We start from the raw sequence: 12,080 nt of genomic DNA on the forward strand, positions 1-12,080 counted from the left end.
ACAGCGGGTGCGTTCGGGAGGGAGGCGCCCCCGCTCGGCCCTGGCCACTCCGCCGTCAGCCGGGGAGTTCCCACGAGGGATCGCGCAGCAGCTCGGTCGCGTACCCGTCGCCGCGCGCTGCCGCGATCTCGTAGGCCTGCCTCGCCGCAGCATCGTCGCCGAGCGTGTGGAGCAGGTTGCCGAGCATGCGCGCCGAGCGGGCATCTCCGACGGCAATCGCCCGGAGGTAGGCGTCCTGCGCCCGGTCCACATCGCCCGCCCAGTCGTGAATGTCTCCGAGCACGGCCAAGGCGTCCAAGTCGTTTGCCGCCACCCGGTCGCCGAGCAATGCGACCGCATCCTCCACGTGGCCGAGCTTGGCGATCGCCAACGCCCGCCAACACACCCAGATGTCCTCGCTGTCCCCGACACGGTCGAGACAGGCGAGCGCCTCGTCCATGTGCTCCGCGTCGTCGTAGTGGTCCGCGATGAGACCGCCGAGGATTCCGAAGAGCCTGGGATCCTCCCAGTCGGGGTGGCGCGATACGAAGTCGCGGAGCACCGCCTCGGCGCGAGGATCGCCGAGCCAGTCGAGCGACTGTGCCAGGGCGAATCCGGCGAGGTCGAGCCCAGCGGCTGCAGACGCTTCCAACGCGAGGAGTGCCGCCTGCGGGCGGATGTCGTCCCGATCGGACCAGTCGAGCTCCCACAGGGCGGTGCCGCAGTCATACATCGCGTTGGCGAAGGACTCCTCCGGGTCGAAGAACGTCTCCCAGTACTCTTCCGCGAACGGGTGCCCAAGTGCGGCCAGGGAGGCCCGGACGAGCGCGCACGCGCGTTCCGGTCGACCCTTCGCCCTGAGATCGAGGAGCGCGGCGATGAGCGCTTCCGACGATTCGAATCGCATCATGCCACCCCATTCCGCGCCACCGGCCACGAGTGGACATCATGGCAGCATCGCCGTTCGCGGTGCGACGGAGCGCTACCGCCGGTTGTTCAGGGAACGCTGGACGGCTCCGAACGCGATGGTGCCGACGATGAGGATGACGCCGATGACGCCGAGCCAGAACAGGCCCTTCAGCACGAACCCGACGATGGAGAGGACCGCCCAGAGGGCGAGGAGGACGACGATGACGACGGCGAACTTCTGCACGGGTGTGGGTTTCCTGTTCCGGGGGTGATGGCGGCTGACGGGATCGGGTGACGATCAGGCAGGACCCTAGCAGGACGGCCTTTGCGTCGGCCGGAACCGGTCACCCGACGAGGAGCCGTCGCAGGCGGGTCCGAACCTCCTCGTCGAGACCCAGGAGGTCGAAGACGCCGTCGACCTCGGCGACGAACGCGCGCACATGCGGGGTGACTTCGTCGAGGAAGGCGTCGACCTGCTCCGCCGTCCAGGTGGCTTGGCGATCGTGCGTCGGTCCTCCGTGCGGCGCAGCCCCCGCCATCGCCCGGACCGACGCCGCGTAGTCGTCGGGGACGCCGGCGTTGGCGAGGAGGAGGGCGCTGATCAGGCCGGTGCGGTCCCGTCCGGCGGCACAGTGCACGAGGATCCCGGGCTCGCTCGTGGCGACCGTCTCCAACGCGACGCGGACGAGGTCCGGCAGGATGCGCACGTTGTGCTGCCAGTACTCGGGCGAATCGAGGATCGGCAGGCAGACCTCACGGAACTCGGGATCCGCCTGGTCCTCGGTCGGCGCCAGCGTGATGACGAGATCCGCCGGGGGCCGGGCGTCCGGGTCGGCGTCTCGGGCACCGACCTCGTCGGCACTGCGGAGGTCGACCACGGAGCGCAGCCCCCATCGCGTCGCCGCCGCCCACCCGGCTTCGGTGAGCAGCTCCCGTCGTGGTCCTCGCGCGATCCGCCCGCTGACCGTCACGCCGGTGGACGACAACGGCGTCGGCAGGCCGCCGAGGTCTCTCAGGTTGCGCAGGCCGTCCCAGTCCAGGTTCCGCATCCGGCAGAGCGTACCCGACCGGCCTGCGCCGTGCGGCTCGGCGCGGTACGGCGCGGTACGCCTCAGCGCTACAGCTTGCGCTTGCTCGCAGCTCGGCGGATGGCACCGAACACGATCGTCCCGATGAACAGGACGATACCGATGATGCCCAGCCAGAGCAGACCCTTCAACGCGAACCCGACGACGGAGAGGATCGCCCAGAGGACGAGGAGGACGATGATGATCTGCATGGGCGTGGGTTCCTGATTCCGTGGGGTGGTGGTGCTCGGTGATGGGGGTCAGTGGATGCGGAGCTCGGCGACGAGCGGGCACGCGAACGGATCGCGGGCCCCGAGGCCGACCCGGTTGAGGTAGCGGATGACGATGCCGTACGAACGCAGCAGCGTGGTCTCCGTGTACGGCACGTCGAGCGCCGCACAGTGGTCACGCACCAGCCGCCGCACCTACTTCAGTGCGGGCCGCGGCATCGACGGGAACAGGTGGTGCTCCACCTGGTAGTTCAGGCCACCCATGAGGAACGACACCCACAGGCCACCCGTGACGTTCCGCGAGGTGCGCACCTGGCGGGAGAAGAAGTCGACGTTCGCATCGTGGGCGATCGTCGGCATGCCCTTGTGGTTCGGCGCGAAGGACGCGCCCATCATGACGCCGAACACCGCGAACTGCACGCCGAGGAACGCGCACGCCAAACCGAACGGCAGGAAGGTGAACACGACGCCGAGGAGGAGACCGAACCGGGCCAGGAGCAGCGCCCCCTCGATCGCGCGATCGCGGCCGCCGGCCCTCGTCCCGACGCCGCTCACCACCGAGCGGATCGCGAGCCAGTGCAGGTTGAGGCCCTCGAGCGTGAGGAGCGGGAAGAACAGCCAGCCCTGGTGGCGGTAGAAGAGCTTCGCGGCCCGATTGCGCACCGCGCTGACGTCCTCCGGCAGGAAGCGGATCGTGTCCGGCTCGATGTCGGGATCCTTGCCCACGGTGTTCGGGTTGCCGTGATGACGGGTGTGCTTGTTCATCCACCACGAGTAGCTGAGACCCACGAGGAACGTCCCGAGGAAGCGACCGGCACGGTCGTTCCACGCGCGCGACTCGAACACCTGCCGGTGCGCGGCCTCGTGCGAGAGGAACGCGAACTGCGTGAACAGCACGCCGAGCGCCGCGGCGACGAGCAGTTGCCACCAGGACGCTCCGAGCATCGCGAAGGCCACCCAGCAGCCGGCGGTCGCGAGGACGAGTACAGCGAAGAGGGTCCAGTAGAACGCGTACCGCCGCCGGAGGAGACCGGCTGACTTCACCTGCGCGAGGATCGCGGAGTAACTCGACGTACCGCCGGCCCGCGGCGTGCTGCTCGGTCCGGTCTTGCGGAACCCGCTGCTGCGTTCGACCGTCACCGGACCCGCTCCGCCAGGTGGACGGGCGGTGTCGTCGAGGTCGATGATCGCCGACGGCGCGTGGAGAACGGGCCTGATCGGTGCGTGCGCATGATGCTCCCTGGGCATGGACGGATGTGGAGGGATTGTCCGGCGACCGGGGTCTGGGGCAGCGCCCGTTCAGCGTAGGACGGCCCCGGCGATCGATGCAAATCAGGCCGGAAGAGATGCCGCCGCGGTACCACGGAAGGGTTCCGGCTCGGTTACGGTTGATCCGCTACTCGACAGATGAGGACGAACCCAGCCATGGATGACACGCGCGAAGCACGACTCATCGAGACGTTCGTGACACTCACCGACAGCCTCGTCGACGACTACGACGTCGTCGAGGTCCTGCAGATCCTCGTCGATCGGGCCGTCGAACTCTTCGACGCCGCGGCCGGGGCGATCCACCTCGCCGACCGCGACGGCGCCCTCAAGGTCGTCGCCTCCACGAGCGAGCGCAGCAGCTTCTTCGGACTCCTCCAGTTGAACGCCGGCGAGGGCCCGTGCATCACCGCGGTCACCTCGGGCGACCTGGTGACGGCGGAGACCGTCGAAGACCTCCGCGCGCACTGGCCGAGGTTCGCGGAGGCCTCGAGCGAGCACGGGTACGCCGGTGTCCACGCCATCCCCATGCGACTCCGCGACACCATCGTCGGGTCGCTGAACCTCTTCCGCGAGACCGAGGGCGCACTCAACGGCGCCGACGCCCGAGCAGCCCAGGCGTTGGCCGACGTCGCGACGATCAGCCTCCTGCAGCAGCGGACGATCGAGAGCGCGACCCTCGCCACCGCACAACTCCAGCGCGCCCTCGACACCCGCATCACCATCGAACAGGCGAAGGGGTACCTGGCGCGTGCGGCGGGCGTCGACATGGACACCGCGTTCGGGATGATCCGGCAGTACGCGCGCTCCCGGCAGCGGCGGCTCGGTGACGTGGCCGCCGCGGTCGCCCGCGAGGAGGTGCCGCTCGAGGAGGTCGTCGGCAGCACACCGGTGGCCGGGGACGAGTAGTCCACCGCCCTTCGCCGGGGCGGCGTCGTCGGGAAATCCGTGGCAACCCCCTCCACTCTCAGCCGGAACACGGCAGGATGGAGGTTCGAACACCACACGAGCACTCCCGAAGGAACAACCCATGGCAGGCCTCAGCCTCTCCAAAGGCAGCAACCTCTCCCTCACGAAGACCAGTCCTGGTCTGACGATCGCAACGGTCGGTCTCGGTTGGGATCCGCGCACCACCGTCGGCGTGGCGTTCGACCTCGACGCCTCGGCGATCCTCGTCGCGGAGAACGGCAAGATCCGGAGCCCAGCGGACTTCATCTTCTACAACCAGATGTCGACGCCGGACGGCTCGGTCGTGCACCAGGGCGACAACCGCACGGGTGAGGGCGACGGAGACGACGAGCAGATCACGATCGACCTCCGCACCGTCGAAGCCGACGTCTCGCGCATCGTCATCGCGGTCTCCATCCATGACGCCGACAACCGTCGCCAGAACTTCGGTCAGGTCCGCGACGCCTTCTGCCGTGTCCTCGACCAGGACCAGCAGGAGATCGTCCGCTACGACCTCACCGAGGACGCCTCGCAGGAGACGGCGATGCTGTTCGCCGAGATCTACCGCCACAACGGCGAGTGGAAGTTCCGTGCCGTCGGGCAGGGCTACACGACCGGCCTCGCCGGGATCGCCGGCGACTTCGGCGTCCCGCTCGACTGAGCGGCACACCGAAGGCGCTGGAGCTTCCGGCGGTCAGTGACCGCCGCCGAGCTATCGGGCGTGCCTCGCCGACGCGTCCAACCAGAAGTCGACGGCACGCGGGGACGGACGCTGCGTGACCGTCGTCGTATCACCGAACTCGAGGACCACCTCCGGAGACTCCTGGACGGTCGGCCAGCGCTCGACGGTCGGATTGCGGGGGTCCTGTCGGAGGGTGAAGGCCAGCCAGGAGGCGGTCATCTCCGACTCGAGCCGTCGATCCACGGCCCCGTAGTCGGCGTCACCGTCGGCGCCCAGGTTGCCGTAGGCGTACATCACTTCAGCGCCGTGGTACGCGCCGAATTTCTCTAAGCCCTTCGCCGGTGGCACGCGGGAGAAGAAGTAGGTGTAGACGGGCGAACGCCCGGTCTGGGCCGCCATGAGCGCCCACTCGCGCATGGGCGCGGTCATCGACTCGTCGGTACCGGCACGCAGGCGGGAGTCGACGACCTGATCGGGATCCCCACCGGGATACAGCTCGAGGAACCGGTCGGCGTCGGCGCCGTGTTCCGCCCGGACCTCGCGGCGGTAGGTCTCCGGATCCGAGTCCACCCCGGTCACCTGGTCCAGCGAGGTCTCATCCGCGTTGCTTCCGAGCAGCAGCGGCACGTCGTTCTGTCGTCCTTCGGCGTAGATCGCGGACGGGGTCGTGGGGAGCACGGCATCGTCGACCGACGGCCACCAGTGCGCCGACAGCTCGGCCGCCGCGGACGCGATGCGTTCCGCCGGCATCGCCCGCATCTCCTCCAAGGTCGCCCCGCCCAGTGCGGCACGCAGCTCGCGAGCGGCTTCGCCCGCCGTCGGCCGGTCGTCGTAGAGGTCGCCTGCGTCGCGGTCGCCTGCCGTTCCGAGGCATCCGCCGCTCTCCCCGATGATGCCGTGGACGAGGCCCGCGGCGAGCGGTGACGCCCCGAGGATGCAGGCGCTCCCGGAACCTGCCGACTCGCCGGCGACGGTGACGCGGGTCGGATCGCCGCCGAACGCACCGATGTTCTCCTGCACCCACCGCAGCGCGGCGAGCTGATCGAGCAGCCCCTGGTTCCCGGGCGTCGAGCCGCCGATCGCGTCGTCGGCGAGGAACCCGAAGACACCCAGTCGGTAGTTGAGCGTCACGACGATGACGTCGCCGCGGGCAGCGAGCGCGGCGCCGTCGTAGGCGGGGAACGCGCCCGAACCGGCGATGAACGCGCCTCCGTGCAGGTACACGAGGATGGGGCGCGGTCCGGTGGTCGATGGTGCCGACGCGCGCCAGATGTTCAGCCGCAGGCTGTCCTCGCTCGTCCGGTATCCACCGAGGAGGGTCTCTTCGAGCGGGAGGTCGAGCAGGCGGGTCGCCGCCCGGGAGAGGAACGTCGGCTCCGCCTGCATCGCGGACGGACCGAAGTCGTCGGCGATCAAGACCGAGTCCCGGTCCGGCGCGGGAGCCGGCGGTCGCCATCGCAGGGGCCCGACCGGTGGTGCCGCGTAGGGGATGCCCGCGAACGCATCGACCTGAGCGCGGTCGTCCCGCACCCCGACGACCGCTCCCTGCGCCGTGCTCACCGGATCCGTGTGCGTCCCGCTCAGCGTGCGCGTGGTCGGCACCGGCCCTGCCGCGAAGGCGGTACCCACGACGATCCCGGTGACCACGAGCCAGGCGGAGGCGCGGACGAACCACGGCCTGCGGAGCCAGGTCCGGGCAGCGAAGGCGCTCAAGGCCAGGATCCCGCCGAGGAGCAACCACCCCCACCACGGCGCGGCGTTGAGCCACGCGACGAGTGCGCCGAGCAGCCCCGCCCCGAGGAGCGGTACCCCGATCCTCACCCAGGTCGGCTTGTGGCGGCGCTGCTGCATGATCCTCCTCGATACGATGTGTATTGAATACAGATCGTATCGAGTTCGGGAGGAGAGCACCAACCCGGCCATAGGCTGGGGGCATGAGTGACAGCGGGTCGACGGGGCGCAACCGGGGCGAGACCAGACGCCGTCTCCTCACTGCCGCCGCGGAACTCTTCGAGACGAGCGGGACCATCGCCCAGAGCGTCGAGGACATCGCGCGTCGAGCCGGCTTCACGCGCGGCGCGTTCTACTCGAACTTCGCCTCGGTCGAGCAGCTCTACCTCGCCCTGCACCAGCAGCAGGCGGCGGCGGTGTGGGAACGACTCAGCGTCGCCCTGGACGAGCAGCTGCTCGGAGCGCACCCGGCAGGGAGCCTCGACGAGGCGGTCGGGCACCTCCTCGACGCACTCCCGGCGAGCCGTGACTGGTTCTCCCTGCGGACCGTCCTGTTGTCGAAGGCGGGCGCCGATCCGGTGTTCGCACAGGACATGATCATGACCGACGGAGGACGACGACTCTCCGAACTCGGGGGCCGGTTCGCCGCCCTCGCCGCCGTCCACGGGCGCACCCCGGTCGTCGACGCGTCCGTCCTGGCCAAGGCCGTGATCGCCGCGCACGTCGGCGCCGTGGGCCTGTCGCCGGTGGACGCCGAGACGTCCACGACGCAACGCGTGGTCGTCACCGCCGTCCTCCGCGGGCTGACCACGGCCTGATCACCGGCATCCACGCCGGGGCCCGGTCACGATCGCGACCCGACTCCCCCACCTCCTCGGGTACGGAGCCGCGGTCCGTCAGTGACCGCCGCCGAGCTTGCCGGCGAGCCTCGTGTGGATCCGGGTGCTCGCGTCGTTCATCCCTTCGATGACGACGCGCTTGCCGTGGCGCACGTACTTCGTCGTGATCGCGTCGAGCGCGGCGACGGTCGAGGCGTCCCACACGTGCGACTGCGAGAGGTCGATGACGACGAGCTCCGGATCGTCGGCGTAGGCGAACCACGTCGTGAGCTCGTTGCTCGATGCGAAGAACAGCTCGCCCGTGACGGTATAACGAGCGGTGGGCGTCTCCGCAGCCTCGTCGACGGTCCGCTCGACGGTGGCGACGTGCGCGACCCGCTTGGCGAAGACCACCATCGCCGCGACCACACCGACGACGACGCCGATCGCGAGGTTGTGCGTCAGGACCACCACGACGACCGTCGCCACCATCACCACGGTCTCGCCGATGGGCATGGCGCGCAGCGTGCGGGGACGGATGCTGTGCCAGTCGAAGGTCGCGACGGACACCATGACCATCACCGCGACGAGGGCGGCCATGGGGATCAGCTCGACGACGTCACCGAGGGCGACGACGAGCACCAGGAGGAACACGCCGGCGAGGAAGGTCGAGATCCGTGTCCGCGCACCCGACGCCTTCACGTTGATCATCGTCTGCCCGATCATCGCGCAACCACCCATGCCCCCGAAGCAGCCGGAGAGCACGTTCGCGATCCCCTGACCCAGCGACTCGCGGGTCTTCCCCGACGGGGTGTCGGTGATGTCGTCCACGAGCTTGGCGGTCATGAGCGACTCGAGGAGCCCGACGAGCGCCATCGCGGCGGCGTACGGCGCGATGATCGCGAAGGTCTCCATCGTGAACGGCACGTCGGGGAGGAGGAAGCCCGGCAGGCTCCTCGGGAGCTCGCCCTGGTCGCCGACGGTGGGGACGTTGAGGCCGGTCACCACCGTCGCCGCGGTGATGAGGACGATGGCGACGAGCGGAGCCGGGACGAAGGTCGTCAACCGCGGCATCACGACCATGACCACGATGCCGACCGCCACGAGCGGGTACACGAGCCACGGCACCCCGATGAGGTTCGGGAGTTGTGCGGTGAAGATGAGGATCGCCAACGCGTTGACGAAGCCGACCATGACGCTGCGCGGGATGAACCGCATGAGCTTCGCGACACCGAGGAGGCCGAGGGCCACCTGGAAGATCCCGCCGAGGATGACGGTGGCGATGAAGTAGTCGAGGCCGTGTTCCCGGGCGACGGGGGCGATGACGAGGGCGATCGCGCCGGTGGCTGCGGTGATCATCGCCGGTCGGCCACCGAGGAAGGCGATCGCGGTGGCCATGACGAACGAGGAGAACAGCCCGACCTGCGGGTCCACGCCCGCGATGATCGAGAACGAGATCGCCTCGGGGATGAGTGCCATGGCGACGACGAGGCCGGCCAGCACCTCCCGGGTGAGGATCCGCGGGCTCCGGAGGGCTGTGAGGACGGTCGGTTGCGGCGTGATGGGCGTGAGGGGTGTCTGGCCGATGGCCATGGGTCTCCTGTCGGAGTCGGGGCCCTCAGCGCGAGGACCGGATGGGTGCGTCAGGGGTCCGGTGTGGCGAGGCGCGCGTCACCGGCCGCGCGGAACGGTCGCGCGCGGAAGAATGGAGGGGTTGCGGCCGCATCGGCCGTCATCCGTAACTCTACCCTAACGTAAGGGTTGATTTGAAGTGAGGCCATCGTGACGAGCGAACCGACCACCATGCACATCGGTGAACTCGCCGAGCGCACCGGCCTCTCGCTCCGCACCCTGCGGCACTACGACGACGTCGGCCTGGTCTCGGCATCCGCACGCACCGAGGGCGGGTTCCGCCTCTACACCCAGGACGACTACGACCGGCTCATCCTCATCCGGCGCATGAAGCCGCTCGGATTCTCCCTGGAGGAGATGGCCGAACTCCTCCGCGTGATCGACGCCATGGACACGGCGCCCGACGACGACACCCGGGCGATCCTCGACGAGTTCATCGCGGACGCCGCCGAGCGCCGCGCCAAGCTCCAGCAGCAGCTCGCGATGGCCGACGAGTTCGTCTCCCTCCTCGAAGCCCGGCGGTGAACCGCTTCGGATAGCGGACAGCGGGTGCGCTCGTTTTGGCGATGCGCTCGAATGGTGGTCGACTGACTTTGTGAACGACAGTCGCCGCGAAACCCCCGGCCGCCCTGCCCGAACGGCCACTCGATCCCGCGGTCGGACGCCCGTCGTCCTCGCGGCCCTGATCGCGATCGTCTGCGGCCCACTCGCCGTCGCCGGGACGGCCGCCGGGACGGAGCCGTCCAAGCCGACGACGACCCGGACGGTGGCCGCATCCCTGTCACCGGAGGACACCACGGCATGGCTCGACGGACTGCTGCCCGCCGCGCTCGAACGCGAAGGGATCACCGGCGCCATCGTCTCGGTGGTGAGCGGCGGCGAGATCGTCACTGAGCGCGGCTACGGGCTGGCGACGGCGGGCACCGCGACGGTCGAACCGGTCGCGGTCGACGTCGACCGGACGCTCTTCCGCATCGGGTCCGTGTCGAAGCTCATGACGGCGACCGCCGTGATGCAGCAGGTCGAGGCCGGAGTCCTCGACCTTGACGAACCTGTGCAGTCCTACCTCGACGTCACCCTGCCGGTGGCGTTCGAGACCCCGATCACCCTCCGTCATCTCCTGACGCACACTGCCGGCTTCGAAGACCAACTCGCCGGACTCATCGCCTCGGCGCCCGCAGAGCCGAAGCCGCTCCGCGACACGGTCACGATCGACCCACCCGAGCAGATCTTCGAGCCGGGGACCACGCCGTCCTACTCCAACTACTCCAACGGGCTCGCCGCCTACGTCGTCGAGTGCGTCACCGGCACACCCTTCGAGCAGTACGCCACCGAGCACGTCCTGGAGGCGTCCGGCATGACGGACGCGACGTACGAGCAACCCCTGTCGCCGGAACGCCGACGCGACATGTCGGCGGGGTACCGCTTCGCCGGGTCACCCGAGGTGCCGTTCGAGGTCGTCAGTCCGGCACCGGCAGGCGCGATCAGCGCGACCGCCGGCGATCTCGCGAACTTCATGAACGCCCAGCTCGGCCACCCGTCGGCGGACGGTCGCACCCTCCTCACACCGGAGAGCCTCGAGCGGATGCACGCCCCGGCCCTCGACGAGGAACACCTCGGGAACCTCGCGAACGGTCCGCGGATGACCCTCGGATTCTTCGAACGGGACCGGAACGGACACCGCATCCTCAGTCACGCCGGCGATCTCACCGCGTTCCACGCCCAGCTCGAGATCTACCCCGACGACGACGCCGGGATCTTCATCTCCCTGAACAGCACGGGCGTGAACGGCGACTCGAGCACGGCGATCCGTGACGCGGTCACCACCGGCTTCGCCGACCGGTACTTCCCGGAGGAGCGGTCCGCCCCACGCGTCGAGGAGACGGCCGCGGCGCACGCCGCAGCACTGGCCGGCACCTATCAGCTGTCGCGACGTGGCGAGTCGACGTTCGTCCGACTCTTCTACGTCCTGTCGAGTGTGGAGGTCGCCGCCGAGCAGGACGGTGTCGTCACGATCTCGGCGATCACCGACAGCGCAGGAACGCCGCTCCGCTTCGTCGAGGTCGAACCGTGGGTCTGGCAGGAGATCGACGGTCAACGCCGGGTGGCCGCCTCGACCGACGGTGACACGGTGACGGCCGTCGGTTTCGACCCGGCGTTCACGATGCAACCGATGCCCACCGAGCGGGCCTTGGTCCCGACGATCGCGGCCGGATCGCTCCTCATCCTCGTGATCACCCTGCTCGCGTGGCCCCTCGGCGCGCTGCGTCGGGCGGAGACCTCTCGGCCCGTCTCATCTGACCGACGGGACCGCGCGCTCTCGTGGTGGACGCGCGGATCGGTGCTCGCGCTCATCGCCGCCGCACCGTTCTGGTCGGTCGTCGCGCAGGCGCTTATCTCCGACGGACCAGCCCCGTCGCCGGTCGTCATCCGGATCGCCCAGATTCTCACGGCCCTCGCGGTGCTCGGGTGTGTCCCGAGCGTTTGGCGGGCGGTCCGCGCGGCGCGCGGAACGGAGACGGAACCGGGCACGAGCGACGGTCGCCCGCGCCGTCGGGTGGCCACTGCCGTGCGCGTCACGGGTGGCGTGCTCACCGCGCTCGCGTTCGTCGGGCTCGGATTCGTCGCCGTCGTCGGCGGACTGCTCCTCCCGGACCTCAGCTACTGAGCCGCCGATCACGCCTTCCGGCCGCGGGCGGCTGACCGGCAAGGCGATCGTCGTGCCACCGTGATCCTGGGAGGAACCCGCAATCCGGTGGGAAACCCCGGAGAGTCCGACCTCCGACCCGAGGTCGGACTCCATCCCGCCCGTACCATG

11 protein-coding genes and 1 pseudogene are annotated in these 12,080 nt (G+C 69.6%); 5 read left to right on the forward strand and 7 right to left on the reverse strand.

The features are described from left to right. Positions 1-55 precede the first annotated feature (55 nt). The 5 genes and pseudogenes from ASF68_RS08980 to ASF68_RS08990 form a co-directional block, all read right to left on the reverse strand. Positions 56-889, reverse strand: a complete 834-nt coding sequence (locus tag ASF68_RS08980) for a lipopolysaccharide assembly protein LapB (protein ID WP_056009434.1) — start codon at positions 887-889, stop codon at positions 56-58. Between the two features lie 72 nt (positions 890-961). Then, positions 962-1,132: a hypothetical protein gene (locus tag ASF68_RS19055; protein WP_200936405.1), complete on the reverse strand. Its 171-nt coding sequence runs from the start codon at positions 1,130-1,132 to the stop codon at positions 962-964. Between the two features lie 100 nt (positions 1,133-1,232). Further along, positions 1,233-1,937 (reverse strand): tyrosine-protein phosphatase, encoded by a 705-nt coding sequence (locus ASF68_RS08985; protein ID WP_056009435.1) that lies wholly within the window; start codon positions 1,935-1,937, stop codon positions 1,233-1,235. Between the two features lie 68 nt (positions 1,938-2,005). Continuing rightward, positions 2,006-2,167: a hypothetical protein gene (locus tag ASF68_RS19060; protein ID WP_200936407.1), complete on the reverse strand. Its 162-nt coding sequence runs from the start codon at positions 2,165-2,167 to the stop codon at positions 2,006-2,008. Positions 2,168-2,215: 48 nt separating this feature from the next. Continuing rightward, a pseudogene (locus tag ASF68_RS08990) lies at positions 2,216-3,325 on the reverse strand (fatty acid desaturase). A 285-nt stretch (positions 3,326-3,610) separates the two neighbouring features. Between ASF68_RS08990 and ASF68_RS08995 the strand changes: the two are divergent. Both ASF68_RS08995 and ASF68_RS09000 read left to right on the forward strand, forming a co-directional pair. Then, positions 3,611-4,360 carry a GAF and ANTAR domain-containing protein gene (locus tag ASF68_RS08995; RefSeq protein WP_056009437.1) on the forward strand — a complete coding sequence of 250 codons (750 nt, stop codon included), beginning with the start codon at positions 3,611-3,613 and terminating at the stop codon, positions 4,358-4,360. Between the two features lie 121 nt (positions 4,361-4,481). Continuing rightward, positions 4,482-5,060, forward strand: a complete 579-nt coding sequence (locus ASF68_RS09000) for a TerD family protein (RefSeq protein WP_056009439.1) — start codon at positions 4,482-4,484, stop codon at positions 5,058-5,060. Positions 5,061-5,111: 51 nt separating this feature from the next. Here the strand turns inward: ASF68_RS09000 and ASF68_RS09005 are convergent, their stop codons facing one another. Next, positions 5,112-6,932, reverse strand: coding sequence for a carboxylesterase/lipase family protein (locus tag ASF68_RS09005; protein ID WP_056009441.1), 1,821 nt, complete (start codon positions 6,930-6,932; stop codon positions 5,112-5,114). An 83-nt stretch (positions 6,933-7,015) separates the two neighbouring features. Between ASF68_RS09005 and ASF68_RS19065 the strand changes: the two genes are divergently transcribed. After that, a complete protein-coding gene (locus ASF68_RS19065) occupies positions 7,016-7,630 on the forward strand; it encodes a TetR/AcrR family transcriptional regulator (protein WP_056009444.1) in 615 nt (204 codons plus the stop codon). A gap of 78 nt (positions 7,631-7,708) precedes the next feature. Here the strand turns inward: ASF68_RS19065 and ASF68_RS09015 are convergent, their stop codons facing one another. Continuing rightward, positions 7,709-9,223 carry a SulP family inorganic anion transporter gene (locus tag ASF68_RS09015; RefSeq protein WP_056009446.1) on the reverse strand — a complete coding sequence of 505 codons (1,515 nt, stop codon included), beginning with the start codon at positions 9,221-9,223 and terminating at the stop codon, positions 7,709-7,711. Positions 9,224-9,433: 210 nt separating this feature from the next. Here ASF68_RS09015 and ASF68_RS09020 point away from each other — a divergent pair, with 210 nt between their 5' ends. Both ASF68_RS09020 and ASF68_RS09025 read left to right on the forward strand, forming a co-directional pair. Next, a complete protein-coding gene (locus tag ASF68_RS09020; protein ID WP_056011660.1) occupies positions 9,434-9,787 on the forward strand; it encodes a MerR family transcriptional regulator in 354 nt (117 codons plus the stop codon). Between the two features lie 70 nt (positions 9,788-9,857). Then, positions 9,858-11,930 (forward strand): serine hydrolase, encoded by a 2,073-nt coding sequence (locus ASF68_RS09025; protein WP_056009448.1) that lies wholly within the window; start codon positions 9,858-9,860, stop codon positions 11,928-11,930. The last annotated feature ends 150 nt before the right edge of the window (positions 11,931-12,080 follow it).

This window comes from Plantibacter sp. Leaf314 (assembly GCF_001423185.1).
GTDB lineage: Bacteria > Actinomycetota > Actinomycetes > Actinomycetales > Microbacteriaceae > Plantibacter.

Coding starts and splice junctions, on each gene's coding strand:
- ASF68_RS08980 (WP_056009434.1), bottom strand. CDS start 889: ATGATGCGATTCGAATCGTCGGAAGCGCTCATCGCCGCGCTCCTCGAT.
- ASF68_RS08985 (WP_056009435.1), bottom strand. CDS start 1,937: ATGCGGAACCTGGACTGGGACGGCCTGCGCAACCTGAGAGACCTCGGC.
- ASF68_RS19060 (WP_200936407.1), bottom strand. CDS start 2,167: ATGCAGATCATCATCGTCCTCCTCGTCCTCTGGGCGATCCTCTCCGTC.
- ASF68_RS08995 (WP_056009437.1), top strand. CDS start 3,611: ATGGATGACACGCGCGAAGCACGACTCATCGAGACGTTCGTGACACTC.
- ASF68_RS09000 (WP_056009439.1), top strand. CDS start 4,482: ATGGCAGGCCTCAGCCTCTCCAAAGGCAGCAACCTCTCCCTCACGAAG.
- ASF68_RS09005 (WP_056009441.1), bottom strand. CDS start 6,932: ATGCAGCAGCGCCGCCACAAGCCGACCTGGGTGAGGATCGGGGTACCG.
- ASF68_RS19065 (WP_056009444.1), top strand. CDS start 7,016: ATGAGTGACAGCGGGTCGACGGGGCGCAACCGGGGCGAGACCAGACGC.
- ASF68_RS09015 (WP_056009446.1), bottom strand. CDS start 9,223: ATGGCCATCGGCCAGACACCCCTCACGCCCATCACGCCGCAACCGACC.
- ASF68_RS09020 (WP_056011660.1), top strand. CDS start 9,434: ATGCACATCGGTGAACTCGCCGAGCGCACCGGCCTCTCGCTCCGCACC.